Source organism: Persicitalea jodogahamensis (assembly GCF_014651615.1).
Lineage (GTDB): Bacteria > Bacteroidota > Bacteroidia > Cytophagales > Spirosomataceae > Persicitalea > Persicitalea jodogahamensis.
This window is the reverse complement of sequence record NZ_BMXF01000002.1, coordinates 782,680-807,892: the sequence shown is the minus strand read 5'-3', so window position 1 is coordinate 807,892 and position 25,213 is coordinate 782,680. Positions and strand designations below refer to the sequence as shown.

General features: G+C 51.9%; 22 protein-coding genes. 15 read left to right on the top strand and 7 right to left on the bottom strand.

The genetic code is table 11. From position 1 onward, the window contains the following. Window positions 1-38: 38 nt before the first annotated feature. Window positions 39-1,178, bottom strand: coding sequence for a radical SAM family heme chaperone HemW (hemW, locus tag IE117_RS13625; RefSeq protein WP_189564985.1), 1,140 nt, complete (start codon window positions 1,176-1,178; stop codon window positions 39-41). Between the two features lie 68 nt (window positions 1,179-1,246). On the opposite strand from hemW, the gene IE117_RS13620 reads away from it, so the two are divergent. Beyond that, window positions 1,247-2,059 (top strand): alpha/beta fold hydrolase, encoded by an 813-nt coding sequence (locus tag IE117_RS13620; RefSeq protein ID WP_189564984.1) that lies wholly within the window; start codon window positions 1,247-1,249, stop codon window positions 2,057-2,059. A gap of 142 nt (window positions 2,060-2,201) precedes the next feature. Here IE117_RS13620 and IE117_RS13615 read toward each other — a convergent pair whose 3' ends face one another. Then, entirely contained in the window at window positions 2,202-3,548 is a 1,347-nt protein-coding gene (locus IE117_RS13615) for a tetratricopeptide repeat protein (RefSeq protein ID WP_189564983.1), read from the bottom strand. Between the two features lie 282 nt (window positions 3,549-3,830). Between IE117_RS13615 and IE117_RS13610 the strand changes: the two genes are divergently transcribed. Next, on the top strand, window positions 3,831-4,382 hold the full coding sequence (locus IE117_RS13610; RefSeq protein WP_229580846.1) for a TlpA family protein disulfide reductase: 552 nt from the start codon (window positions 3,831-3,833) through the stop codon (window positions 4,380-4,382). 748 nt (window positions 4,383-5,130) lie between these two features. On the opposite strand, the gene IE117_RS13605 is transcribed toward IE117_RS13610, so the two are convergent. Next, entirely contained in the window at window positions 5,131-5,763 is a 633-nt protein-coding gene (locus tag IE117_RS13605; protein WP_189564982.1) for a hypothetical protein, read from the bottom strand. Between the two features lie 215 nt (window positions 5,764-5,978). On the opposite strand from IE117_RS13605, the gene IE117_RS13600 reads away from it, so the two are divergent. Further along, window positions 5,979-8,483, top strand: coding sequence for a heavy metal translocating P-type ATPase (locus IE117_RS13600; RefSeq protein ID WP_229580844.1), 2,505 nt, complete (start codon window positions 5,979-5,981; stop codon window positions 8,481-8,483). A gap of 257 nt (window positions 8,484-8,740) precedes the next feature. Here IE117_RS13600 and madM read toward each other — a convergent pair whose 3' ends face one another. The 3 genes from madM to IE117_RS13585 are packed head-to-tail and all read right to left on the bottom strand — an operon-like array spanning window position 8,741 to window position 11,396. After that, window positions 8,741-9,499, bottom strand: a complete 759-nt coding sequence (madM, locus tag IE117_RS13595) for a malonate transporter subunit MadM (RefSeq protein ID WP_189564980.1) — start codon at window positions 9,497-9,499, stop codon at window positions 8,741-8,743. Continuing rightward, window positions 9,483-9,869 (bottom strand): malonate transporter subunit MadL, encoded by a 387-nt coding sequence (gene madL, locus IE117_RS13590; RefSeq protein ID WP_189564979.1) that lies wholly within the window; start codon window positions 9,867-9,869, stop codon window positions 9,483-9,485. The genes madM and madL overlap by 17 nt, the downstream gene beginning before the upstream one ends. Before the next feature lie 42 nt (window positions 9,870-9,911). Continuing rightward, complete coding sequence (locus IE117_RS13585; RefSeq protein WP_189564978.1) at window positions 9,912-11,396, bottom strand: acyl-CoA synthetase; 1,485 nt, start codon at window positions 11,394-11,396, stop codon at window positions 9,912-9,914. 208 nt (window positions 11,397-11,604) lie between these two features. Here IE117_RS13585 and ccoS point away from each other — a divergent pair, with 208 nt between their 5' ends. From ccoS to IE117_RS13530, 11 genes are all read left to right on the top strand, one after another. Further along, window positions 11,605-11,769, top strand: coding sequence for a cbb3-type cytochrome oxidase assembly protein CcoS (gene ccoS / locus IE117_RS13580; protein ID WP_189564977.1), 165 nt, complete (start codon window positions 11,605-11,607; stop codon window positions 11,767-11,769). Window positions 11,770-11,871: 102 nt separating this feature from the next. After that, on the top strand, window positions 11,872-14,049 hold the full coding sequence (gene ccoN / locus IE117_RS13575; RefSeq protein WP_229580842.1) for a cytochrome-c oxidase, cbb3-type subunit I: 2,178 nt from the start codon (window positions 11,872-11,874) through the stop codon (window positions 14,047-14,049). A 13-nt stretch (window positions 14,050-14,062) separates the two neighbouring features. Next, entirely contained in the window at window positions 14,063-15,130 is a 1,068-nt protein-coding gene (locus IE117_RS13570; RefSeq protein WP_189564976.1) for a cbb3-type cytochrome c oxidase N-terminal domain-containing protein, read from the top strand. Window positions 15,131-15,141: 11 nt separating this feature from the next. Further along, complete coding sequence (gene ccoG / locus IE117_RS13565) at window positions 15,142-16,542, top strand: cytochrome c oxidase accessory protein CcoG (protein ID WP_189564975.1); 1,401 nt, start codon at window positions 15,142-15,144, stop codon at window positions 16,540-16,542. A 26-nt stretch (window positions 16,543-16,568) separates the two neighbouring features. Next, complete coding sequence (locus IE117_RS13560) at window positions 16,569-17,030, top strand: FixH family protein (RefSeq protein ID WP_189564974.1); 462 nt, start codon at window positions 16,569-16,571, stop codon at window positions 17,028-17,030. Window positions 17,031-17,095: 65 nt separating this feature from the next. Next, on the top strand, window positions 17,096-17,809 hold the full coding sequence (locus IE117_RS13555; RefSeq protein ID WP_189564973.1) for a sulfite exporter TauE/SafE family protein: 714 nt from the start codon (window positions 17,096-17,098) through the stop codon (window positions 17,807-17,809). Window positions 17,810-18,010: 201 nt separating this feature from the next. After that, window positions 18,011-19,372, top strand: a complete 1,362-nt coding sequence (gene hemN / locus IE117_RS13550) for an oxygen-independent coproporphyrinogen III oxidase (RefSeq protein WP_189564972.1) — start codon at window positions 18,011-18,013, stop codon at window positions 19,370-19,372. Window positions 19,373-19,507: 135 nt separating this feature from the next. After that, window positions 19,508-20,728 carry a sensor histidine kinase gene (locus IE117_RS13545; protein WP_229580840.1) on the top strand — a complete coding sequence of 407 codons (1,221 nt, stop codon included), beginning with the start codon at window positions 19,508-19,510 and terminating at the stop codon, window positions 20,726-20,728. Window positions 20,729-20,738: 10 nt separating this feature from the next. After that, window positions 20,739-21,803: a response regulator gene (locus IE117_RS13540; RefSeq protein ID WP_189564970.1), complete on the top strand. Its 1,065-nt coding sequence runs from the start codon at window positions 20,739-20,741 to the stop codon at window positions 21,801-21,803. A gap of 105 nt (window positions 21,804-21,908) precedes the next feature. Next, window positions 21,909-22,625, top strand: a complete 717-nt coding sequence (locus tag IE117_RS13535) for a potassium channel family protein (RefSeq protein WP_189564969.1) — start codon at window positions 21,909-21,911, stop codon at window positions 22,623-22,625. Between the two features lie 11 nt (window positions 22,626-22,636). Then, window positions 22,637-23,032: a DUF1622 domain-containing protein gene (locus tag IE117_RS13530; protein ID WP_189564968.1), complete on the top strand. Its 396-nt coding sequence runs from the start codon at window positions 22,637-22,639 to the stop codon at window positions 23,030-23,032. Here IE117_RS13530 and IE117_RS13525 read toward each other — a convergent pair. Further along, on the bottom strand, window positions 23,029-23,799 hold the full coding sequence (locus IE117_RS13525) for an ion transporter (RefSeq protein WP_229580838.1): 771 nt from the start codon (window positions 23,797-23,799) through the stop codon (window positions 23,029-23,031). The two genes, IE117_RS13530 and IE117_RS13525, sit on opposite strands and share 4 nt — an antisense overlap. Before the next feature lie 130 nt (window positions 23,800-23,929). Here IE117_RS13525 and IE117_RS13520 point away from each other — a divergent pair, with 130 nt between their 5' ends. Beyond that, a complete protein-coding gene (locus IE117_RS13520) occupies window positions 23,930-25,201 on the top strand; it encodes a replication-associated recombination protein A (RefSeq protein ID WP_189564966.1) in 1,272 nt (423 codons plus the stop codon). The last annotated feature ends 12 nt before the right edge of the window (window positions 25,202-25,213 follow it).

Here is a 25,213-nt window from a genome sequence, read left to right as displayed (position 1 = left end):
GATCTCAAAAGGAGAGTTCGGAAAACGCCGTTGACTATTCAACCCTTTTTCGTTTGCTCCAAAAAGAGCCGACTCGCCACCTGATCCGCAAAAAGCTTCCCTTTTTCCGTAAGCAACAAAAGGCCATCGCGGGAGTGCAGCCAACCGATTTCGTTGAGGCGAAAAATCTCTTCTCCCGTTTTCATCAGAAAACTACCCCCCGAAAGCTCCTGTAACAGCTCCAGCCGACAGCCCCACTTGGTTCGCAGACCGGTGAGCAGGTATTCGTTTACCTGGTCTTCCATGCTCAGGATTTCCACGGTTATGGGCAATACCCTGTTTTTGATCGATTCCAGATATTTTGCGTTGTTGCTCACATTGTACTGACGACTTGCTCCATTATAAGAGTGCGCGCTGGGGCCAACCCCGAGGTAAGGGCGCCTCTGCCAGTAGGCACTATTGTGGCGACTGTATTTCTGATTTCTGGCAAAGTTCGAAATTTCGTACTGCTCAAATCCCCCCTCCTGCAACTTGCTGATCAACACCTCGAACTGTCGGGCCGCAAATTCGTCTTCGATAGGTGCCATCTTTCCAGTTTTGGTCCAATTCCCGAATGCCGTTTTAGGCTCCACCGTCAGGCAATAGGCCGAGATGTGCTCGACACCCAGCGCCAGCGCTTTTTCAATATCACTCAACAGGATATCGTCGTTCTCGGCGGGAATGGCATAGATAAGATCCACAGAGATATTGGTGATTCCGGCATCCTGAGCCCGCCTGACGCTTTCTTCGGCTTCCGATGCAGTGTGAAGCCGGTTCATAAATCGCAGGTGCGGATCGTGGAACGTCTGAATTCCTATGCTGAGGCGGTTGATCCCCTGATCGGCCAACGTGGCGAGAGTGTCCTCTGTGAGATCGTCAGGATTGGCTTCCAGGGTGATTTCGGCATCTGGTTTGAGATGAAATTGCTTCTTGATGGCATCCATCAGGAAAGCCAGTTCCTTTTCACTGAGCAACGAAGGAGTACCTCCGCCAAAATAAATGGTATGGAGATCGTCCGAGGGAAGGTAATCACGCTGCAGCTTCAACTCCCGGATCATTGCCCGCACAATTTTCCCTTTGTTCCGCAAGGACATACTGAAATGAAAATCACAGTAATGGCAGGCTTGACGGCAAAAGGGAATGTGCAGATACAGGTGCATCAGAAAAGGATTTAGGAGAGGGCGAAGACCGCCGCGAGGAGTTTTGCAAAATTAACTACATTCGCAGAATGAAAAAGTTAGGGGGCGCAATTGCCATGATTCTTTGTTTTTTACAAGGCTGTACTACCTTCAAAACCGAGGATCCGATGGCGGGTAGTAAGCTCCCGGCAGTTCATAAGTACTATCATTCGCGTCAGGGCGAAATGCACTTCGTAGCAGTCGGTGATTCTACCCTGCCGCCCGTCCTTTTTGTTCATGGCTCACCCGGTGAGTGGGACAATTACAGCGGTTTCCTGAAAGACTCGGTCCTGCAAAAAAAAGCCTACCTGCTGTCGGTAGATCGGCCCGGTTTTGGAGAAAGTGGCGACATGGCCGTGAAAACGCTGGCTGATCAGGTGGAGGCGCTTTTACCCATCATGAAGTACCAAAATCAAAAAGTGATTCTGGTCGGCCATTCCCTGGGCGGCCCCATCGTGGTTCGCTTCGCGATGGCTCACCCTGAGTACGTGCGGGGGTTGGTACTGGCGGCGGCCTCGGTCTCGCCGGAGCTGGAGCCGACCAACTGGTACCGCTACATTTTGGGAGCTCCGCCCGTGCGCTGGTTCATTCCCCGCTCTTTTGAGTCCAGTAATGACGAGTTGTTGCCCCTGAAAAAAGAATTGAAAAAGATGGCGGATTCCTGGGACAAGGTCAAGTGCCCGGTAGTTGTGATTCAGGGGGGCAGCGATGTACTGGTGCCCGCCGAAAATGCCGACTACATCGAGAAGAAACTAGAAGGTCGTGTCCCGTTGACCATGATTCGCAAAAAATCCATGAACCATTTCATCCCCTGGTCCGACCCCGATATTATTCGCTCAGGGATTCAACTACTTCTGAAATAACGACAAATTTTGCCCGTTCAATGACTGGTTCTTTGCAAAAGTACCACTGGGCGCAGTTGAAAAGTAAAAAGCCGTTGCAAAACGAATTTTGCAACGGCTTAACAATCAAGCTAAGATAATCTGAAATTTAAAGTACCCAAGCCTAATTACAATAATCGCTAATCACTTTGTACGCAGGCGTATAACCAAGCTCACCGGATTTACTCAGGTCCAGGCAGCCGCCATTGACATCGCCCAGGCTGTGCTTAATGATTCCGCGCACGTAATAAGCTTCCGAGTAAGTGGGGTTAATCTTGATTGCACTGCTGCAGTCCAGAATGGCTTCCATCTGGGAGCCAATGGAAGAATGAACCAAGCCACGCGTAAAGTACGCTTCGGCAAAAGTGGGGTTCAGGGCAATGGAGCTGTTCAAATCGGCAATGGCGCCTTTGCTGTCGCCGCTTTTATTCTTGGCCAAGCCACGGATGAAGTAAGCCTCGGCCCGCTCGGGCGACAATTCGTTGATCTTGATACTCTCCTGCACAACGCTGCGTAGTTTGTCCAGCGTTCCCCGGTTAATGGGACCCATATACACCAGTTTTTTCGCATCGGTGGTATATGAGTTATTGAGTTCCACAGCCCGGTCAAGATCCTGGATGGCAGATTTCTGATCGCCCAGTTTGCTTTTGGCAAATCCCCGGCCGTAGAACGATTCATAGTCACCGGGGTTCACTTGCAGGGCACGGTTATAATCAGTGACGGCACCGGCAAAATCGTCCACTTTTGCTTTGGCAAAGCCCCGGTTGCTGTATGATGCACCATCTTCGGGACTCATGCCGATAGCTTGGGTATAATCGGCGATAGCACCTTTGTAGTCACCCAGTTTGATTTTAGCATAGCCACGCCCGGCGTAGGCTCCCGCCCGCTTGGGGCTGAGATCGATGACCCGCGAGAAGTCGGCCAGTGAACCCGCGTAATCTTCCAGCTTTTGCTTACAGGTACCGCGGGCATATAGCGCCAATACATCATTGGGATCGACAGTTATCGCCTTATTATAATCCTGTAAGGCACCGCGCTCGTTGTCAATTTTTGCCCGGCTTACGCCGCGATTGTAATACGACTTGGCATCGTCGGGATTTAACTCAATGGCCCGGGTGTAGTCCTGAATCGCAGCACGGTTATCATCCTGCATGCTCTTACTCACGCCCCGACTCTGGTAGTAAAGGGCCTCCTTGCCGTTCAACTCGATGGCCCGGTCGTAATCCAGGATCGCGCCGCGGTGGTCTTTAAGGTTGGCTTTGGCCAGGCCCCTATTAAAATAACTAGGCGCATGATCAGGATTCATGGCGAGAACCGCACTGTAAGATTGCAAGGCTCCCGCAAAATCACCGCCGCGTGCTTTGGTGTTGCCTTCTTCAAAAAACTCCGCCGCCGACCGCTGGGCAACTGCTTCACTCATCCCACCCACAAAGAGGGCCATCATCATCAAACACGCAAAAAGTTTTTTCATTAAGAGTAGGGTTATTTTAGTGATATATAACAAGCCATAAAAGTATTGAAATTCGAACGGAGGGACAAAGTTTAACCTTTAATTTTGTGTCAATTCCGGCGCCATGGACTGGAAAACAGATTGGTAACAGGGGTATTGGGTTACCGGATTCTATTTGAATGTTTCCGGCAGGGTTTGAGTTTACAACGGAGATTCGTTAGTTTGTAACGACGTGGGCGTCTTCCATCCGGGGCTGTTGTGCCTCCCCTATCCAACCTTCAAAAAAACCAAATTCTAAAACATATGAAACCTGCTCTTAAATATTCCTTTATCGCACTGGCCGCAGCGGTAGGTTCAGCTGCAATATACCTGAGCTTGCGAGATACTCCTTCTACTGACAGTGAAGTGGCGATGGAATCAGTTGCCGACTCACCAGCTTCGGCCAACGATCCCAATTCTGTATATCTGACGCTGAGCGATCTGAAAGGAAACATGGTAGCGATGGACACCTCGAAGCTGACCTTTATTAACGTGTGGGCTACCTGGTGCGGCCCATGCAATGCCGAAATGCCAAGCATCCAGAGCCTGTATGAGCGATACAGGGACAATCCCAAGATGGCCTTCTACATCGTGTCGGACGAAGCGCCGGCCACGGTTCAGAACTTTCTTCAGAAGAAAAACTATGAGCTTCCCTTTTACCTGCTCAATGGTGACTATCCCGGACCACTGAGCGGCAACGCCATTCCGCGCACGTACATGGTCAGGAATGGTCAGGTTCTGGCCGAGCAGGTTGGGGCGGTCAACTGGAACGACCCGCAGATTTTTAAGTTCATTGATGAGCAGCTGGCGATGTAGATTCAGAATCCCAGCGGTTAGTTATCACAAAAAAGCGAGTGGCTGATTTTCATATCAGCCACTCGCTTTTTTGTTGTCCAGCCTTCCTAACCTTGGGAAGTACCACCGTAAGGAACACGAAAACCGCTCACTAACTCGCGCCCCTACTCCACTCTTCAAATCCAGAGGTGGTCCGATCCCGCAAATAACCGCTGTTTTCGCTTCCACAGCGCTGCGGTACTCACTGCCACGGCCACTGGAACTAACCAGAAAATGTTTCTCATCCTATCGTTCGTTTATATAAATTTTACTAATAAATACAATAATCATGCTAGATAAATCACCAAACAGCGAAATTTCGCAACTATCGTATAACGCTAAATTATGTTAAATAGTAGCCTGGATGGTTGACAATCTGGAATAAATTATCAAACGGAAGTTAATTATGAGGTTACCTTCCGCCCTCTATAGATCTTCCGGTCTGACAGGAGGTAATTATTACAATTTTTGCGCCCCCGAAATAGCATAGCTTTGTAAAGTACCCCTGAATGCCTGACGGCTCACTGCCTGAGTGGATGGTAGTTTTTGTAATGTATGCGAAGATAGAATCCCGCCAAAAAACCCTCGTAGTTTCCGACGAACCATCATAGTATTTCCTGATCCTGAGTTGACCAACCATTACCAGATTTTGGGAAATTTAATGGTACTTCGCATGACCATTTAAGGTAACATGTGGTACTCTTTCTGATAAACAGGAGTAGTAGGGTACTTAAAAAACGCTGGTCTTTTCTGCAAAACCATCTTCCTCTTTTAAAATGACTGTGGAGCCCACTGAAAAAAGTTTGTTGGGATCGTTCCTGATTTCTTTGACGTACTGCGCAAACTGGTAGTCTTTGATGCCCTCGCTGGTTACTTCACCCGAAATGGCTATCACCAACATAACCGAGGTGAGACCGCTGTACTGCACAAGATCTTCCGTAAAGGCCGTAAACTTGTTTCCGCTCCCCGATACCTTCCCCTTCCACAGCGCAAAACCGGAGCTTGTTGCCTGCTTGAAATACAAATCGACAGCCTCGTGATCCGTCGAATCGAACGTGTCAAAAGAAACGACCTGCAGTTTGGTCTCAGCCGCCTTTGTACCAACCCTGGAAGGGGTACTTGCTGCCCAGTCTTTTACAAATACCAGAGAATTCGTCTGGAAAACGCCTTTTACCAAAGGCTCCTCAGTACCCGCATTGATCGTCATCCCCTGCGCCCGCAGATCATCGATAATTTTCTGGGAGGCAATATCCAGTACTTTTTCTGAAAATTGGTTGGGTTCAACCTTATTCTGTCCACCGTTTTTACAGGAAAAAGTGATCATTACGAGGAACAGCAGCGAAAAATCAATGGCCTTTTTCATAGGTGTACGATTTATAGACCCTCTGATAACTTTCTTAAAATTAATCAATTAGCTACTCAGATGCTCGCAATTTTATTAAACGGTAACTGACGAAGGTCATCTTTACCAATGAGGCAAGGTCATCCTTTCGCCCGAAGTCTATCCCGACTTTTGAGGTTTATTTGAAACACTCCGCCAGAACGCCCCCGATGGAAAAGCAAGTGTCAAACCCAGATATGATCGTTGAAGCAGACGTCGACTGCTACCATTGTGGTGAAAACTGCCTGGACGAGCACTATGTCCACGACGGTCATGACTTCTGTTGTACGGGCTGCCGGACAGTTTATGACCTTCTGAAAGAAAACGATCTTTGTCAGTATTACGGATTCGCCGACGGCAAGGGTATCTCTCCGCAGGAGCATATCTTTCAGGGCAAGTTCGACCACCTGGATTTTGAAGAAATCCGCGCACAGCTGCTCGAATTCACGGACGGGCGACAAGAGCGCGTCAACTGGTCGGTACCAGGCATGCATTGTTCATCGTGCATTTGGCTGCTTGAGCAACTTCACCGCCTTCATCCGGGCGTAGGAAGTTCGGTAGTCAACTTCCCGGAGAAAACCGTCCGGATAAGTCTCGATCCGACCCAGATCAAGCTTAGTGCACTGGCCACTCTCATGGCTCGGCTGGGTTACGAACCTTACCTGAGCCTGAATGACACGGATCACTCAGCGATAGGAGGAGGATCCCACAAGCAGGTGAGCCGAAAGAAACTTTATAAAATCGGCGTGGCTGGATTCGCCTTCGGCAACATCATGATGTTGAGCCTGCCGGAGTACTTCAACCTCGGCCAGGGTTTCGAAGATCAGCAACTACGCCTGCTGTTTAGCGGGCTGAACCTGGCACTTGCGCTGCCTGTGTTTCTATATAGCGCATCCGAGTTTTTTATCTCGGCCTGGAAAGCCCTGCGGGGACGATACCTCAACATTGACGCGCCAATCGCACTGGCGCTGATTTCGGTGTTTCTGACCAGCCTCTATCAGCTCGCCACGCAGAGCGGACCAGGCTATTTTGACTCGCTGGCCGGAGCCGTATTCTTTATGCTTCTGGGGAGGTACTTTCAGGATAGAACCTACGCGAACATTGCCTTCGACCGCGATTATAAATCCTATTTCCCTATTGCCGTGTCAGTCATGAACGAGGGCATCGAGTCGCGGCGTCCCGTGCAGGATTTGCAGCCCGGCGACCGGATTCTGGTACGTAACCGTGAACTTATCCCGGCGGACGCCACGCTACTGAGTCCGGCGGCCCTGATCGATTACAGTTTCGTTTCGGGCGAGGCCGACGCGCTGGAACGCCGCCGGGGCGATCTGCTTTACGCCGGTGGACGGCAGTGCGGCCCCGCGGTCGAGTTGGAAATCGTGCGTCGGGTTTCTCAAAGCTACCTGACGCAGCTTTGGAATAACGATGCCTTCACCAAAAAAAAGGAGGATCAGAATAAAACCCTTGCTTCGCGTATCAACCGATATTTTTCGGCAGCGGTGCTGTTGCTGGCAGCGATCACTTTTGCGGTGTGGGCAGTGCAGAATGAATGGGGTACCGCCTTCAATGCCTTCACTACCATTCTGCTGGTGGCATGCCCATGTGCACTTTTGTTGTCATCTACGTTTACAAATGCCAATCTGCTGAGCTTGTTCGGAAAGCACGGTTTTTACTTTAAAAACGCCGATGCCATCGAGCGCCTTGCCAAAACTGATACGGTAGTTTTTGACAAGACGGGGACCGTCACGCTCCCCCATGAGGCAGAAGTACAGTTTGTGGGTGAGACTTTGACTCATGAGGAAAAAACGATTGTGAAAACCCTGGCCGCGCAGTCGTCGCACCCGCTGAGCCGCCTGATTGTGAAGTCAATGGCTGAGGCTTCTTCGAGCAAGAAAGCTTTTACTGATTTTGAGGAAAAAGAAGGCGCGGGCCTGGCCGCTTTGTGGGGACGGAAAGAAATACGACTTGGATCGAAAAAGTGGATATCGAACGGCCAGCGTGACAGGCTGTCTGCTAGTGATCCTGTTATCACAAGCAGATCACTCACCACCAAACAACTTCTGACACAACCTCCGCGCGTGCACGTCTCCGTTGACGGTGATTTACGCGGTCATTTCGATATCCGCCCCAAGTACCGCCCCGGCCTGCCCCCGGCATTGACGGCCCTGCAGAATGAAGGCTACCGTACTTTTCTCCTTTCAGGAGACCAACCTACGGATCAGGCATTTCTGGGAGGATTGTTCAAAAACGAATCCCAATTGTTTTTTGAACAAAACCCTGGACAAAAACTCGACTTCATTGCCAGGCTGCAACGCGAAAAAAACCGGCACGTCCTGATGGTCGGCGACGGTTTGAACGACGCCGGAGCCCTACAGCAGAGCGACGTCGGCCTCGCCGTCACGGACGATATCAACAACTTCTCGCCCGCCTGCGACGCCATCGTGCAGGGCGAAAAACTACCCCTCCTCCCCCGCTATATTCGGCTGGCGCGAGCCGGGCAGCGCATCATTAAAACCAGCTTTGGGATTTCGCTGCTGTATAATCTAGTGGGAATTTCCTTTGCCATTACGGGCAGGCTTTCGCCTGTGACGGCGGCAATTCTGATGCCGCTGAGTTCGATCACCATCGTGCTGTTTACGACGGCGGCCACTAACCTGGCAGCGCGGCGGTGGCTGCGGACTGGCGACGTTTGCGCGGATTGAGGGTCAGTCTTTTGCCATTGAGATCATTTCGGGCAATGACCAGATCAACCAGATGGAAAAGAAGCTGACGGAATATTTTCTGGCCGGAGTTCAGGTCGTATAGACAGTCAACCCCCAGAAAACAGTTGTCAACGTCTACACGTCCCGTCGCGAAGTGAAAATATGCTTCGGGGACGACGTTTGTGCTGCTACCCTGTATTGCCCGATTTCGAGATCAGCGTAAACGCACTACTTGAAGTATCTGAATAACTCTCCGCTCAGAATATTCCCCGCATCAACAAATACAGCAACGATGGACAAAGCAGGCATCCAATTCCTGTATAAAACGTTGCGGTGAGCGCTCCGTAGGGCACCAGCTTAGGGTCAGTGGCGGCGAGGCCCGCCGTGACGCCACTGGTCGTCCCCATGAGTCCGCCGAAGATCATGGCCGTATGCGGGTTATCGAGGCCAACGGAGCGGGCTACGAAGGGGGTTCCGATGGTTACGACGATCGTTTTGACTACCCCCGCCGCGATGCTCAGCGCTATCACGTCCGAACTTGCACCCACGGCGGCACCCGTGACGGGCCCTACAATGTAGGTACAGGCTCCGGCACCAATGGTAGTAAGACTTTCGGCGTCGCGATACCCCCAAAGAAAAGCCACGATGACTCCACCAAGAAAAGACAGCAAAACTCCCAGAAATAATGACAAAAGCCCCACCCAGCCCGTACTGCGCATGACCAGCAGGCTCGCCCCCATGGCCGTGGAAACGACCGCAAAATCACGGAACATGGAACCGCCCATCAGGCCGAAACCCGAAAAGAATGGTACATCGGCCAGGCCCTTCTGACCGTCGGTGAACACGCCCCCAAGGTAGGCCAGTACCAAACCGATGATGATCGCAATGGCCGAGCCGGGAATTTTTTTATTGGTCAGCCGGATCGACATAATCCCTGAGCCGTACATGATCATCCCCACGACTAAAAAGGCAAAAACCAGTCCGTTCTTTTCCAGGAATTTACTGAGGATTTCCATGCGGAGCGCGGGAAGCGGATTTGGACAAGCGAGATAGAAACGGAATAACGGCCAGACCAATCACGACCGGCACCAGTCCGGCAAAAAGCGCAATCAGGCCGCTGGAAACGGCTACTTTGACGTTTTGGGTCGCTGCCATGGCCACGATGATGGGAATGTACATTTGGCTCCAAAACTGCACACCGTTTTCGGTGAGTGGATCGAGGTAGTTCTTTTTGCGCAGCCAGTCATTGAGCAGAACCAGAAGCAGCATGGCAAAACCCACCCCGCCCACGTTGGCGTCGACGCCGATGAGTTGGCCAAGGTACTCTCCCAGTAGTTGACCAATTACGTAGCAAAAAGCCAGCAAGGCTACACCATAAATAATCATTCAGTTGAGATTTGAAAAGGAGTATGTTATCAAACTACCATCTCAGAACAGTTTCTTCAAATCGTTTTTTGTCACTTTGCCCATAACATTGCGGGGTAGTTCGGCGAGGATTTTGTACCGGCGCGGAGTTTTGTAAGCAGGCATTTTCTCGCGCATCCAGGCGGTCAGCTCAGATACGTCGAGAGCCGGGTCATTCACTATTAAAGCGGCCACAACCAGTTCGCCCCATTCATCGTTGGGAATGCCGACTACTCCGCAATCAGCAATGGCCGGGTGGGTGCGCAGGACTTCCTCGATTTCCAGCGCTGATATCTTATAGCCGCCCGACTTGATAATATCAATCGAATTTCGGCCCAGAATACGGTAGCACCCTTGCTCGACCACCGCCACGTCGCCCGTATGGAACCACCCATCTCCGGTAAACGCCTCCCGCGTCGCCTCCGGCTTGCCCCAGTACTCCCGGAAAACACCCGGCCCTTTCACCTGAATTTCGCCTGGCTGTCCGGCTTCCAATACATTATCCAGGTCATCTACCAGCCGTACTTTCACGCCCGGCAACGGCTGACCGATGTACCCTGCGCGACGCTCGCCCTTGTACGGATTGCTGATCCCCATTCCGATTTCAGTCATTCCGTAGCGTTCCAGTAAGGTATGGCCGCTGATTTTCCGCCACTTTTCCATAACCGAAACCGGCAAAGCCGCCGATCCTGATACCATCAGCCGGAATTTTGCCAGCGTATCCGACACCTGTTTCTGTTCAGCGGGAGGTAGTTCTTCCCAGTAGGCAATCAGCTTGAAGTAAATCGTCGGGACGGCCATAAATACATTGACCTTCCCTGCTTGAAAAATGCCGAATACCGCCTCAGCAGAAAACGAGGGCAAAAACTCGACCGTCGCACCCGCCCACAGGGCGCAGGAAACGACGTTAACGATGCCGTGTACATGATGCAGCGGCAGGATGCACAAAGTGTGGTCGCTAGTCGACCACTGCCAGGCTTCGACCAGCGTCGAAATCTGGGCTTCAAGGTTGGCATGGGTCGTCACTACGCCCTTGGGGAGGTTGGTGGTACCGCTCGTGTAAAGAATCATCGCCCGGCGGCTCGGGGCGATTTCGGGCAGTTGCTTCGGAGCGTCATCGCCGTCATTAGTCTGATCCAAAATAATAAAACGCAACCCTTTCTCCTCCGCCAGAGGCGACAGCGTGGCCGCAAACTCACGCCCTGCTACGACAACCTCCGCTCCCGTATCCTCGATTACGTACTGCAGAGAAGGCAGCGGGTAAGTAACGCATAGTGGAACGGCCACGCCCCCCGCCCGCCAGATAGCCCATTGCACCCGCACATAATCGAAGCCGGGAGCAACCATGAACGCTACGCGAGACTCTTGCAGGTCAGCGTCTTGACCCAACAATAATGAAGAGAATTGACCAGAGGCATCGAGCAGCTCCTGGTAAGAGTAGGACCGGCCTTGGGAAACGATAGCGGGATTTTCAGTTTTTTGTGTGGCGTTAGCAATGAGCTGAAGCATAAGGGAATTGATAACTCTTTCTTGACTATTCCTTTCCAAAAGTGCGCCCAGACAAAACTATACTGCTTGAGCTTATTCGCTCCCGACTGACCAAAGTCAGTTTTCCACCTAACCTCTCTCATCGTTAGCCCAAAGCGTGTCCCGTAGTTTTGTTTTTGAAAAAAGGAGCATGTCGATTCCATGACCCTAATCATAAAACTACCTGCTTATGAGCGCTTTATTCATCCTTATTGGTCTAAGTCTACTGACAGCCCTGGGCTTTTTGGGTGCGTTCATCTGGTCGGTGCGCAAAGGACAGTTCGACGACGATTACACGCCTTCCATTCGCATTCTCTTCGACGATACCGTAAAAGAACCACCCTCGGGCAAATAGCTGTCGACGGAACCAGATTTTCATTTCCCCGTCCACTCTGGTTTAAAAACCTTGACACTTTGTCGCTTTTCATTCACTCAATCACTCATTCATCATTTACACATGAGTACAGCAATCGCTACTGACGTTAACCCTCCGATTCATATGGAAGAGTTTGAGTACGACAACAAGATCGTACGAAACTTCGCCATTGCCACCGTTTTGTACGGTCTAATTGGTATTCTGGTCGGGGTTCTGATCGCCTTTCAGCTGGTCTATCCGTTTCTCAACTTCGACCTTTCCTACACCACCTTCGGGCGGTTGCGCCCTCTGCACACCAACGCGGTGATTTTTGCCTTCGTGGGCAACGGTTTTTTTACAGGCATGTACTACTCTGCCCCACGCATTTTAAAAGCATCCATGTGGAGTAAAAAGCTGAGTTACTTCAATTTCTGGGGTTGGCAGGCGATCATCCTGGCGGCAGCCATCACGCTTCCTATGGGGCTGACTACCTCCAAGGAATACGCCGAACTGGAATGGCCTATCGATATCGCGATTGCGGTGGTATGGGTGGCGGCCATGATCAACCTGCTGATGACAATGGTCAACCGCCGGTCGGAGCATATCTACGCCGCCATCTGGTTCTATATAGCCTCGTTCATCACGGTAGCCATGCTGCACGTGGTCAACAGCCTGGCACTTCCCGTTTCCTTATTTAAAAGCTACTCGATTTATGCCGGGGTGCAGGATGCGCTGGTCCAGTGGTGGTACGGGCACAACGCGGTGGCATTCTTCCTGACCACGCCCTATCTGGGACTGATGTACTACTTCCTGCCCAAGGCAGCCAATCGCCCGATCTATTCCTATCGTCTGTCGATCGTCCACTTCTGGGCATTGATCTTCCTCTACATCTGGGCCGGGCCGCACCACTTGCTTTACAACTCCCTGCCCGACTGGGCCCAAACCCTCGGTGTTGTGTTCTCAATAATGTTGATTGCCCCGTCCTGGGGCGGGATGATCAACGGTCTGTTTACACTGCGCGGTGCCTGGGACAAGGTGCGGGAAGATGTGGTACTTAAATTCATGGTCGTGGCCCTGACCGCTTACGGCATGGCCACCTTTGAAGGACCAATGCTGTCACTCAAAAGCGTCAATGCCATCAGCCACTTTACGGACTGGACCATTGCCCACGTCCACGTCGGGGCGCTTGGCTGGAACGGCTTCCTTACCTTCGGAATCCTGTATTGGCTTATACCCCGCATCTACAACACCAAACTGCACTCACAGAAACTGGCCAATTTTCACTTCTGGATTGGTACGCTCGGTATCATCTTCTACGCCGTGCCTATGTACTGGGCTGGCTGGACGCAAAGCTCCATGTGGCAGCAGTTTACGGAGGAGGGGCTTTTGAAGTACCCCAACTTTCTTGAAACGGTAATCCAGTTAATACCGCTGTACATACTCCGCGGCATTGGGGGCATCCTGTACCTGGTGGGCTTTGTGGTGATGGTGTACAACCTCTACATGACCGGCAAAAACGGCACGCTTATCGAAACGGAAACGGCCCGCGCTCCGTCGATCGCGTCCATCTGGAATCCCAGTAAAGGTGAGTACTGGCATAGCCGGACCATTGAGCGCAGACCCGTGCTGCTGAGCATTCTGGCCCTGATTGCGGTGGCCATCGGTGGCATCATCGAACTCGTACCGACTTTCATGATTGAATCCAATGTACCTACCATCGCCAGCGTCAAACCCTACACTCCCCTTGAATTGCAGGGCCGCGACATCTACGTCCGGGAGGGTTGCTACGTCTGCCATTCTCAGATGATCCGTCCCTTCCGGGCCGAGATCGAGCGGTACGGCGAGTACTCCAAAGCCGGGGAGTTCGTATACGATCACCCGTTCCAGTGGGGCAGCAAACGTACGGGCCCCGACCTGCACCGCGTGGGCCAAAAGTACCCCGATTCCTGGCACTACAACCACATGGAAGACCCGCGCTCGATGTCGCCCGGCTCAATGATGCCGCCTTACTCCTTTCTGCTGGAAGCCCCGCTCGACACGACCACCACTGCCGTAAAGATCCGCGCCATGCAAACGCTGGGTGTCCCTTACGAAGAAGGCTACGATCAGTTGGCAAACCAGGACCTGATGAAACAGGCCGATCAGATCAAGGCCAGTTTGAAGCAAAGCGGCATTGAGACCAAATCCGACCGTGAAATCGTGGCTTTGATTGCCTACCTGCAAAGATTGGGTACCGATATCAAGAGCAATAACAACGTAGCCACCCAGTCTGGACTTTAAAATCCCATCAATCATGAAATTCAAGAACTATTTGGAAACCATTGCGGGCATCAGCATTTATCCACTCATATCGCTGGTCATCTTCGTAGCTTTTTTTGTGGGTTTGCTTTGGTATGTTTTCAAAATGAGCCGGCAGCACGAAGACGAAATGAAGGCAATTCCGCTTGATGACGGGGTCATCAAAAAAACAGTACTGACTTTGATCGGCCTTCTCACATTCCCTGCTGCCTTCGCCCAGGGAGCCGAAGCATCGCCCTATCAGAATGTGCTGTGGTACACGGTACTTTTCATACTGGCCGGTATGATTGTAATCATGATCATCGTGATGTTTCAAGTGGTAATTCTCTACCAAAAACTAACCGCCGGTGCCCAACCCGCCGAAGTCCGCGAGACCGCCACGCCTCTGTTCAGCCCCGGCTGGTGGCAAAAATTCGTGGGATTCTCTACGCCGCTCAACAAGGAAGAGAAAATCCTCTTGGCGGACCATGAGTACGACGGAATCTACGAGCTGGACAATCGGATGCCACCCTGGCTGCAGTTTATGTTCGTCGGCACGGTGGTGTTCGCAATCTCCTATGCCCTGTACTACCATGCCTTCGGATTTGGAGAATTGCAGATGGAAGAATTGGAAAGCGAATTGGCAATGGCCGATATCCAAAAGAAAGCCTATATCGAAAAAATGGGAGCGGGCATTAACGAAGAGAATGTCACGCTGCTCACTGACGGCCCGCTGATCAAAGAGGGTGGCGTTATTTTCACCGAAAAATGCGCCGCTTGCCATGCCGCCGACGGCGGGGGCGGCGTAGGCCCCAACCTGACTGACGACTATTGGATTCATGGCGGTGGCATTCAGGATATTTTTAAAGTGATCAAGTACGGTGTACCCGAAAAAGGCATGATTTCCTGGAAGAAGCAACTCCCGCCGCAGGAAATGCAGAAAGTGGCCAGCTATATCATGGCTTCCCTCCATGGCAGCAGTCCAGCCAGCCCTAAGGCACCTCAGGGAGAGCTTTACAACGCACCCGAAGAAGTACCTGCCAATCCGGTACCCGTGGCAATTGAAGAAGCAAAAAATCAGTAGAACCCAGCTGCATGAAAAATGACTCTCCATACCTCGGCGACGCTTTCCGCGACCAATACAATGCGGTCAACGAGGAGGGAAAGCGCAACTGGTTCTATCCGCAGAAGCCCGAAGGCTACTGGCACCGTCGCCGCGCGTGGTTTTCGGTGGTGGCCCTCGCGCTGCTATTCGCCGGGCCGTTCCTGCGGCTGGACGGCCAGCCCATGTTCCTGTTCAATATCATCGAGCGAAAAATCATTGTATTCGGCCTCTTCATCGGTCCACAGGACTATTGGCTGTTCGGATTGGCGATGCTATCGTTCATGGTCTTCATCGTGCTGTTCACAGCGGTGTTCGGCCGGTTGTTTTGCGGCTGGGCCTGCCCGCAAACCATCTTTCTGGAAATGGTTTTCCGCAAGGTAGAATTCGCCATCGAAGGTACGCACACCCAGCAAAAGCTGCTCGACAAAGCACCCTGGACTACGGATAAAATAATCAAGAAAGTAAGCAAATGGAGTGTATTTCTGCTCATCTCGTTCGTCATCGCCAACCTGCTGCTCGCCTATGTTGTGGGCGTGGATGAGTTAGAGAAAATCATCACTGAGCCCCTCTCGGAACACCTTTCGCTGTTTGGCGGCGTGGTGGGTTTCACGGCGGTGTTTTACTTTGTTTTTGCCTGGGCCCGCGACCAGGTCTGCACCGTGATTTGTCCCTATGGCCGTCTGCAGGGCGTGTTGCTTGACCGTAATTCTATGGTTGTAGCCTACGACTATGAGCGCGGCGAACCCCGCGAAAAATTGCATAAGAAAGAGGAGCGCAACGCCGGCGACTGCATCATGTGCCTGCAGTGCGTGGCGGTATGCCCGACGGGCATCGACATCCGCAATGGCACTCAAATGGAGTGCGTGAATTGCACCGCCTGCATTGACGCCTGCGACCATATCATGGACAAAGTGGATCTGCCGCGCGGGCTGATTCGCTATGCTTCCGAAAACTCCATCTCCGAAGGCCGCAAGAAGTTCATCACGCCCCGTGTCGTTGGTTACGCTGTGGTACTGGCTTTGCTCTGGAGCGCGCTGGGCTTCGTGGTCGCCACCCGCACCGACACCGAAACCACGCTTTTCCGCGCCCCTGGCACAACCTTCGTCGACAATGGCGATGGTACGGTGAGCAACCTTTACACTTTTAAGATTTTCAATAAAACCAACCATGAAATAAAGCCAAAGCTCGTCCTTGAAGCGCCGCAAGGCACAGTAAAATTTGCCGGAACGCCCGACCTGACTCTCGAGCCCGCCGGCTTGTCGCAGGGTAGCCTTTTCGTAACCATTCCCAAATCAGAAATTAAAAAACGCCTGACGGACGTAAAGTTCTCGGTCTATCGAGGCAAAGAAAAAATCGAGGAATTCAAGACGACGTTCATTGCGCCACAATAGGGCAGTGGCATTAAAATAACAAAATCATGAAAAACATAAACTGGGGTACGGGAATTGCAATTCTCTATATAAGTTTTGTCGTAGGCATTCTGGCTTTAGTGACTTTGACCACGACCCAGCGCGTGGACCTCGTCTCGGAGGACTACTATGCCCTGGAACTGGACTTCCAGAATAAGATCGACAAAACTCACCGCGCCAACACCCTCGCGGAGCCACTCCGCTGGCAATTGACTGAGAAGACGCTGGAAGTGCAGTTTCCAAAAGAGTTTCTTCGTAAAGATCTGGCTGGAAAAATCCGCTTCTACTGCCCCTCCGACAACACCAACGACGCCGACTTCGCCATCATGCCCGATGCCAGGAACCAACAGCGTATTGCGCTTGCCAAGCTCCAACCTGGCCGCTACCTACTCCAATTTGACTGGAAAAACGGAGAAACGACGTACTGGAACGAGGGAGCCATCGTAGTGAAGAATAGTGAACGGCAATAAATGAGATTTGCCCCTGCGCCGGTTCGATTTACCGCTTTAATCCTTAAAAGCCTCTGACTACGTCCATGCTCCTCCTCGCTTTCACCCTCGGCCTCATGAGTAGTTTCCACTGTGTGGGAATGTGCGGGCCGATTGCGCTCGCGCTGCCTGTTCACCACGGCAGCCGTTGGCGACAGGTAACGGGGCTTCTGACCTACAACCTGGGACGGGTGGGTACTTATACTTTGCTGGGAGCGGGAATTGGCGCACTGGGTGGCGCGGTGCTGTGGATGGGGTACTTGCGTTACTTGTCCATAGTTGCCGGGGCAGCCATGCTGATGTACGTTTTCTGGCCCACCCACCTCGACCGAATATTAAAAACTCCGCTTTTTTGGCAGAAGGCCATCGGGCAACTGAAAAGCAGAATGGCTGCGCAGCTGCGCAGTCAAAAACTCCACAGCTGGGCCGCTTTGGGAATGCTCAACGGACTGCTGCCCTGCGGATTGGTGTACCTCGCGCTGATTAGCTCCGTGGCTACGGGCAGCGCGATCAGCGGAGGCGTTTATATGCTGGCTTTCGGCTTGGGTACTTTGCCCGCAATGATGGCAGTGGGCTTTTTCAAACAGTGGTTCAGCCCGTCCCTGCGTGGACAAATGCGCCGCCTGACGCCTGTTTTCGTCGCGGTGGCCGGGATTTGGCTACTGGGCAGGGGGTTGTGGATTCGGGTCCCGGCCGGGCTGCCCGCATCCGGCGAAACTACCGAATTACCTGTTTGTCATGGCGGGACGGTACTGAAATAGCACTTGCCCTTTCATTTTTATAAGGTAGTTGAACAACTAGGTTGGCGTCTACAGGGGTGAGCAGTGGCGAACTACCGCTGTGGTCGAAGAACTACCTTCTCCTTATATCACTCTCATTCCTGACCTCCGTCATATTGTGACTTAAAACGTCCGCCTATTTTTGGCAGCGATACTATCCATTTTCAATCTTCCATTGAAAAAATGAACGACTTGCTCCAAAAATACAATGTTCCCGGCCCCCGCTATACCAGCTACCCGACCGTCCCCTACTGGAACGAAACTCCACCTGCGCCCGAATACTGGGGCGAACTTGTCAACGATACTTTTGCTGCTACCAACAGCAGGCACGGCATCAGCCTCTATATCCATATTCCCTTCTGCGAAAGTCTCTGTACCTATTGCGGCTGCAATACCCGCATTACGGTAAATCATAAGGTGGAACGTCCCTATATGGAGGCGGTTCTGAAAGAGTGGGAATTATACAAAAAAGCACTCGGCACTGAAATGCCCGTCATCCGCGAGTTGCACATCGGCGGCGGAACCCCCACTTTTTTCAGCCCTCAACATCTGAAAGAAATGATTTCACGACTATTGGAAGGATGCACAATTCATGAGAAAGCGGACTTCAGCTTCGAGGCGCACCCCGGCAACACTACCGACCAGCACCTGCAAGCCCTGTACGAAGTAGGTTTCCGGCGCGTCAGTATCGGCGTTCAGGATTTCAACCCCATCGTGCTGGAAATCATCAACCGCCACCAAAGCTACGACCAGATTAAGCACCTGACCGAAAAGGCACGGGAGATCGGCTACACTTCCGTCAACTACGACATCGTCTATGGCCTTCCGCAACAGAAGGTTTGCTCTATGGCGCAAACCATATTCAAGGCCATCCAGCTTCGGCCCGACCGCATTGCGTTTTACAGCTACGCCCACGTCCCCTGGATCAAACCCGGCCAGCGTCGCTTTACCGAAGAAGACCTCCCCGATTCGATGAAGAAATTGGCGATTTACGAAACCTGCCGGGGTGCCCTGGAACTGGCGGGCTATGAGGACATCGGCATGGACCACTTCGCCCTTAAAACCGACAGCCTGTACAGAGCCGCCGCCGAAAAACGCCTGCATCGCAACTTCATGGGCTACACCGACACCCAGACGGCCCTGCTGATCGGCCTTGGCACTTCCGCCATCAGCGATGCCTGGTGGGGATATGCCCAAAACGAAAAAGGGGTGGAAGCTTACTACAAAAGATTGAAAAAAGATGAACTGCCCTTGTTCAGAGGTCATGTCCTGACTAAGGAAGACCTCATCCTGCGTCGCCACATACAGCGGCTGATGTGCAACTTCGAGACCACCTGGCACAATGAAAATGAAAAGTGTAAAACCCTGTACGAAGCGATCAACCGCCTGGAAGAAATGGAGGCCGATGGTCTGGTAGAAATCAAACCCTATCAATTGCGTGTCACGCCCGAGGGACGAAACTTCGTCAGAAACGTCTGCATGGCATTCGATGCCCGTCTTTGGAAGAAAGTGCCGAGAACGGATTTGTTCAGTTCAACGGTTTGAAAAAAAGTACCAGAGCAGCTAAACCCCAAAGTACCTCAGCACCATCACTTTCCCCATCGGGTACTTCACCCCTTTACCACTACTAGACTCCTTTTTTGTATGTTCGCAGTATATAGTAAACATACTGAAGAAATAATGCGGCATATCGAGATGCTCAATGCGCTCTTTAAGTACGCGACGGAGGGCATAGTGGTCGTGGATGGAAAGGGTACGATCGCCATGGTAAACCCGACGGCGAAGCGACTTTTTGATTACAAAGAGGAGGAGTTGGTGGGTAACAAGATAGAACTTCTGGTGCCGATTCCCGCGGCGCATCATCACGTTCATCTGCGTGACAACTACATGAAGGAGCCGCGTGCCCGGGGCATGGGCCACAACCGCGACCTTTTCGGCCGCAAGAGTGATGGAACCGAATTTCCGGTGGAAGTGAGTCTCAGTCCATTTTCCACCAGCGAGGGAGATTTCGTAGTGGCCTTTGTGGTGGATATCACAGAGCGAAAAAAGCACGAGAGTGATATTCTGGCGGCCAACAGCGAAATTCAAAAACTGAACACCGAACTGGAAACGCGGGTCGAGCAGCGCACCCGGGAACTGGCCGAAACGCTCCTGAAACTGGAAGAATCACAAAAGGAAGCACTGCGGGCTCTGGAAAAAGAGCGCGAACTCAACGACATGAAAAGCCAGTTCGTTACTATTGCATCACACGAGTTCCGTACCCCACTGGCCACCATCCTGTCGTCGGCATCGCTCATTGGCCGGTACGTAAGCAGGGAAGAGGACGAAAAACGCCAAAAGCATGTGCAGCGCATCAAGTCGGCCGTGAATAACCTGACCGGGATCTTAAACGATTTTCTTTCCATCGGCAAGCTTGAAGAAGGGCATATGCACAGTGTCCCGATGCAGGTAGACTTGCCGGTTTTTTGTCTCGAATTGCTCGAAGAAATGAAGGGCATTTGTAAAATCGGCCAGCGTATCGACTACCAGCACCAGGGCGCAGCAGAAACCTGGCTCGACCAGCACCTGGTGCATAATGTACTGATCAACCTGCTTAGCAACGCCATCAAGTACTCAGCCCAGCAGACCGAAATCCACCTGCACACCCGCGTGGAAGACGGAAATGTATTTTTCACCATTAAAGATCAGGGCATTGGCATTCCCGTGAGTGACCAACCGCACGTCTTCAATCGATTTTTCCGAGCCCATAATGCCGGGAATGCCCAGGGGACCGGGCTGGGACTCAATATTGTCAAGAAATATATCGACCTGATGAACGGCGAAATCTCATTTGAAAGCGCGCCGGATACCGGCACGACATTCATCGTCAGACTCCCCACGGTCTCGCCCACCGAAGCCTAAACCTGCTGCTATGAACGAAAAGAAAATTTTGCTGATTGAAGACAATCCCGAAATGCGGGAGAATACCGCCGAAATTCTGGAACTGGCCAATTACAAAGTCGTGACTGCCACCAATGGCAAGGAAGGGGTGAAACTGGCTCAGCACGAGCAGCCCGACCTTATCATCTGTGATATTATGATGCCCGAACTCGACGGTTACGGGGTGCTGCACATGCTGGGCAAAGATGATCACACGGCTGGTATCCCCTTCATTTTCCTGACCGCCAAAGCCGAACGCACCGACCAGCGCAAGGGCATGACGATGGGCGCCGACGATTACCTCACCAAGCCTTACGACGACATTGAGCTTCTGAACGCCGTAGAGGTGCGGCTTCAGAAAACTGAACGGCTGCGGGCGGGGTTCAGCCGCACCGTTGAGGGGCTTGATGCCTTCATGCAGGAAGTGCGCGGCAATGATGCTTTGCACAAATTGACTGAAGAAAAGCGGATCAAGTCATTCAGAAAGAAGGAAACCATTTTTACCGAAGGTAGTTTTCCAACCGGAATTTTCTTTTTGATCGAGGGAAAAATAAAGGCCTACCGTGCCAATGAATCCGGCAAGGAGTTCATCACCGATTTGTATAAGGAAGGGGATTTCTTCGGCTACGTGGACTTGTTGCAGGAAACACCTTACCAGGACTCTGCCGTGGCGCTGGAAGAATCGCAGGTGGCCATTGTTCCCAAGGAGGATTTCTTTGAACTGCTTCAGGCAAACCGGGAGGTGTCGTCCCGGTTTATCAAAATGCTCTCCAACGAGGTGAAGGAGCGCGAGGAACGACTGCTTCAGCTTGCCTATAACTCCGTCCGGAAGCGGGTGGCTGAGGCGCTCGTCATGCTGGCTCAGCGCTATCAGGCCGACAAAGAACGGCCATTTTCGATGGCGATCACCCGCGAAGATATCGCCTCGCTCGTCGGCACGGCGACCGAAACCGTCATCCGCACGCTCTCCGATTTCAAGCACGAAAAATTGGTGGAGATGAAGGGCAGTTTGATCACCATTCTGAACTACGAAAAACTGGTGCGAATGCGAAATTGAGAAGAGAGTCTATTTGAAAATTACTTTGGCCAGTGGAAACGCTGGCCTTTTTTTATGCAACAGGACAGGCATGTTTAGATGCAGAATTAAGATTATCTTAGCAACATGAAAAAAATTCTTGCCTGGCTGCATGTGCATAAGTACGAGGTACTTCTCGTGTCGCTGATTCAGCATCTGTTCATTGGGGTGTTTCTGGAAGACGTTGATTTTTACGCCAAGGTAATTTGGCCCATCAATATTCTCGTTGTGGGCATGGCCAGCGTGGGGATTTTTGTCAAAAAAGGTCGGTGGAAGAAGATCGTGCGCGATATCCTGTTCGTGGTAGTGCTGATCTTACCCATAGCGCTGCCATTTTTTGGTCGCCTGCCCTATTTCATGCTAAGTCTGAACATCGCCTACGTGATATTCTTTTCCTTCATCTTTCGGGAAATAATCGCCTTCCTGATTCGTCCCGGCTATATAAATAAAGATCTTATAACAGCTTCTGCCTGCGGTTATTTTCTCTTGCTGGAAATCAGCGTCTTCCTCATGCAAGTATTTGTTTATGAGGATAAGGATACTCAGGCACTCAACGGAATTGACTATTCCAGCCAAGCCGCTGTGTTCATGGACCTTGTTTATTTCAACAGTGTGACTTTCACCAGTATAGGTTTTGGCGACATTACACCCGAGGCGCACTACGTCAAGCTACTCACAGCTTTTGTAGGTATCATCGGGCAGTTTTATTCCGTAGTATTAGTCGGAATTCTTATCAGTAAGTTCTCGGCCAAAACTACCTTCGCCAACGAGCACGAAGAATCTACACCACCAGATTCGCCATAAATAATACTACTATGCAAGAGCTTGCCGAAATAGTAACGAAACACCTCAGCGCTTTTATTGAAATCCTGGCTGCCGTTGTAATCGGTGTCGCGCTGTTACAATTCCTTTACGCGTACATCCTCAACTTCACGAAACCTAACTCTGGCCGTTCCATTCAGGACATCCGCATCCGTTTCGGTAGTTCACTCACCGTGTCGCTTGAACTACTGCTGGGCGCCGATATCCTGGCTACGGCCATTGCGCCCACCTGGGACGAGATCGGGAAACTAGCCGCCATCGCCACGTTGCGGACGGCCCTCAACTACTTTCTGGAAAGGGAATTGAAGAATTCGGGTGAAAACGACCGAATCGGGCTGACCAGAAACCAGGCCGACCACTTCTCTACCACTCGAACAGATAAGGCTTAAGCCAGTTTATCTTTCATCTCATTGATCGTCCGTGTCAGCAGCGCGATTTCTTTACGTAGTTCTGCTACGTCGCTGGCGCCGGCTACGGGCGCATTCTTTTCTTCGGCATCGCGACCAATGAAAAATGTCGCCAGTGTGGCTGTCACATACCCAAAAATAGCAAAGCCGAATAGGGTGATCAGGAAAGCCAGGCCACGCCCTTCCGGTGTGGTGGGAGAGTACTCGCTGCCGGCCGTAGTCACGCGCATGGCGGTCCACCAAAGCGCCATACCGTAGCTATCGAACCCGGGCGCGGGCTGTTCTATAGCATACATTCCGGCTGCTCCCGTGAACGTGACGACCAGCGACAGAAGTACCACGTAGCCAAACGCCCGCCGTTTCATGGTGGCTGACAGGCTCTTCATGCTGCGGTTAAGTGAAGACACGATCCTGACCAACCGCAGCCCGCGCAAACTACGCAGTACCCGCAAAAACCTGAAAATGCGGAATACCCGTAGCGCCGGAATGATTAGCGAAATCGCCGTGAGCCAATTTTTCCTGACGTAGTCCAGCTTGGCAGGAGCGAGGATAAACTTGACGATGAAGTCGATAATGAATAGAATCCAGATCGTGATACTGATGTAATCCAGTGTTTTGGACAAGCCCCAGATCAAATCAACAATCAGCAGCACCAGCCACACAAATCCCAGAAAGATCATTGGACCGTCGAGCAGGCGGTCGATAGCGTAGAGAAGTCGGTTGCGTTCGCGTTGAAGTTGTTGTTTCATTTTGTGCATTTTAATAAATATACTGGTTGAAGGTATTTAAAAAGCTTGCCCAGCATTCTGTTTTTAGCAAAAGTCGGAAAGAGATTTTATCCTTTCCCCCTTCTGATTACCTTCGCCATCAAAAAAAAACATGCACCCCAATACTGCCCCGTTAGCCGAAAGAATGCGCCCGCACGCCCTGAACGATTACGTTGGACAGGAAAAACTGGTCGGGCCGAACGGTCCGCTGCGCCGGGCCATCGAGAGCAATACGATCCCGTCGCTCATTCTGTGGGGACCTCCGGGCGTAGGCAAAACTACCCTGGCTTTCCTGATTGCCGAAGCCACTAAGCGCCCTTTCCATAGTTTGAGTGCAGTAAGCTCGGGCGTGAAAGATTTACGGGAAATACTGAATCGGCCGATGGGATTGTTCTCCCCTATCCTGTTTATTGACGAAATCCACCGCTATAATAAAAGCCAGCAAGACGCCCTGCTCGGGGCCGTAGAAAAGGGTCAAATCACGCTCATTGGCGCTACGACCGAGAATCCATCTTTTGAGGTAAACTCCGCCCTGCTGTCGCGCTGCCAGGTGTATATTCTGGAAGCGCTCGGCGAAAAGGAATTGCGTGAATTGGTGGAGCGTGCTTTGGAAAAAGACAGCTGGTTAAAGCAAAAGTCCATCACGTTTGAATCATACGATGCCCTGTTTCGCTTATCCGGCGGCGACGGGCGCAAACTACTAAACCTGCTTGAACTCGTCGTGATGGGCGAAGGCGCAAAAGAAAGCATCAGCATCACCGACGAACTCGTAACGGAGATAGCCCAGCAAAGCATGGCCCGTTACGATAAATCGGGCGAGCAGCATTATGATATCATTTCGGCCTTTATCAAGTCCCTGCGCGGCGGTGACCCCAATGCCGCGCTCTACTGGATGGCCCGCATGATTGTGGCCGGGGAAGACCCGGTGTTCATCGCGCGGCGGATGCTCATTATGGCTTCTGAGGATATTGGCAATGCCAATCCCACCGCCATGATTGTGGCCAACGCCTGCATCCAGGCCGTAAAAGCCATTGGCTACCCCGAGTGCCGCATCATCCTGTCGCAGGTGGCCGTGTACCTGGCCACTTCGCCCAAGAGCAACGCCAGCTACCTGGCCATCGACCAAGCCATTGCGCTGGCCGAGAAAACGGCCCACCTGCCCGTCCCGTTAGCCTTGCGCAATGCCCCGACCAAGCTGTTGAAGCAAATCGGTTATGGCAAAGATTACAAGTACTCGCATAATTACGAAGGGAACTTTACCCGTCAGAATTTCCTGCCGGAAGAGATACAAGGAACACCGATCTACAAACCAGGTCACAACGCGCGGGAAGAAGAAATCAGAAAGCGACTGGCGCAGTGGTGGGGGGAGTGGTATGGGTATTAGACAAATCTAGGC

Excerpts from the sequence above, each read along its gene's own strand:
- IE117_RS13525 (WP_229580838.1), bottom strand. The coding sequence starts at position 23,799 with ATGAAACAACAACTTCAACGCGAACGCAACCGACTTCTCTACGCTATC.
- hemW (WP_189564985.1), bottom strand. The coding sequence starts at position 1,178 with ATGCACCTGTATCTGCACATTCCCTTTTGCCGTCAAGCCTGCCATTAC.
- hemN (WP_189564972.1), top strand. The coding sequence starts at position 18,011 with ATGAACGACTTGCTCCAAAAATACAATGTTCCCGGCCCCCGCTATACC.
- IE117_RS13605 (WP_189564982.1), bottom strand. The coding sequence starts at position 5,763 with ATGAAAAAGGCCATTGATTTTTCGCTGCTGTTCCTCGTAATGATCACT.
- IE117_RS13585 (WP_189564978.1), bottom strand. The coding sequence starts at position 11,396 with ATGCTTCAGCTCATTGCTAACGCCACACAAAAAACTGAAAATCCCGCT.
- ccoS (WP_189564977.1), top strand. The coding sequence starts at position 11,605 with ATGAGCGCTTTATTCATCCTTATTGGTCTAAGTCTACTGACAGCCCTG.
- IE117_RS13545 (WP_229580840.1), top strand. The coding sequence starts at position 19,508 with ATGCGGCATATCGAGATGCTCAATGCGCTCTTTAAGTACGCGACGGAG.
- IE117_RS13620 (WP_189564984.1), top strand. The coding sequence starts at position 1,247 with ATGAAAAAGTTAGGGGGCGCAATTGCCATGATTCTTTGTTTTTTACAA.
- IE117_RS13555 (WP_189564973.1), top strand. The coding sequence starts at position 17,096 with ATGCTCCTCCTCGCTTTCACCCTCGGCCTCATGAGTAGTTTCCACTGT.
- IE117_RS13560 (WP_189564974.1), top strand. The coding sequence starts at position 16,569 with ATGAAAAACATAAACTGGGGTACGGGAATTGCAATTCTCTATATAAGT.
- IE117_RS13570 (WP_189564976.1), top strand. The coding sequence starts at position 14,063 with ATGAAATTCAAGAACTATTTGGAAACCATTGCGGGCATCAGCATTTAT.
- IE117_RS13530 (WP_189564968.1), top strand. The coding sequence starts at position 22,637 with ATGCAAGAGCTTGCCGAAATAGTAACGAAACACCTCAGCGCTTTTATT.
- ccoN (WP_229580842.1), top strand. The coding sequence starts at position 11,872 with ATGAGTACAGCAATCGCTACTGACGTTAACCCTCCGATTCATATGGAA.
- IE117_RS13535 (WP_189564969.1), top strand. The coding sequence starts at position 21,909 with ATGAAAAAAATTCTTGCCTGGCTGCATGTGCATAAGTACGAGGTACTT.
- IE117_RS13615 (WP_189564983.1), bottom strand. The coding sequence starts at position 3,548 with ATGAAAAAACTTTTTGCGTGTTTGATGATGATGGCCCTCTTTGTGGGT.
- ccoG (WP_189564975.1), top strand. The coding sequence starts at position 15,142 with ATGAAAAATGACTCTCCATACCTCGGCGACGCTTTCCGCGACCAATAC.
- IE117_RS13520 (WP_189564966.1), top strand. The coding sequence starts at position 23,930 with ATGCACCCCAATACTGCCCCGTTAGCCGAAAGAATGCGCCCGCACGCC.
- IE117_RS13540 (WP_189564970.1), top strand. The coding sequence starts at position 20,739 with ATGAACGAAAAGAAAATTTTGCTGATTGAAGACAATCCCGAAATGCGG.
- IE117_RS13600 (WP_229580844.1), top strand. The coding sequence starts at position 5,979 with ATGATCGTTGAAGCAGACGTCGACTGCTACCATTGTGGTGAAAACTGC.
- madM (WP_189564980.1), bottom strand. The coding sequence starts at position 9,499 with ATGGAAATCCTCAGTAAATTCCTGGAAAAGAACGGACTGGTTTTTGCC.
- IE117_RS13610 (WP_229580846.1), top strand. The coding sequence starts at position 3,831 with ATGAAACCTGCTCTTAAATATTCCTTTATCGCACTGGCCGCAGCGGTA.
- madL (WP_189564979.1), bottom strand. The coding sequence starts at position 9,869 with ATGATTATTTATGGTGTAGCCTTGCTGGCTTTTTGCTACGTAATTGGT.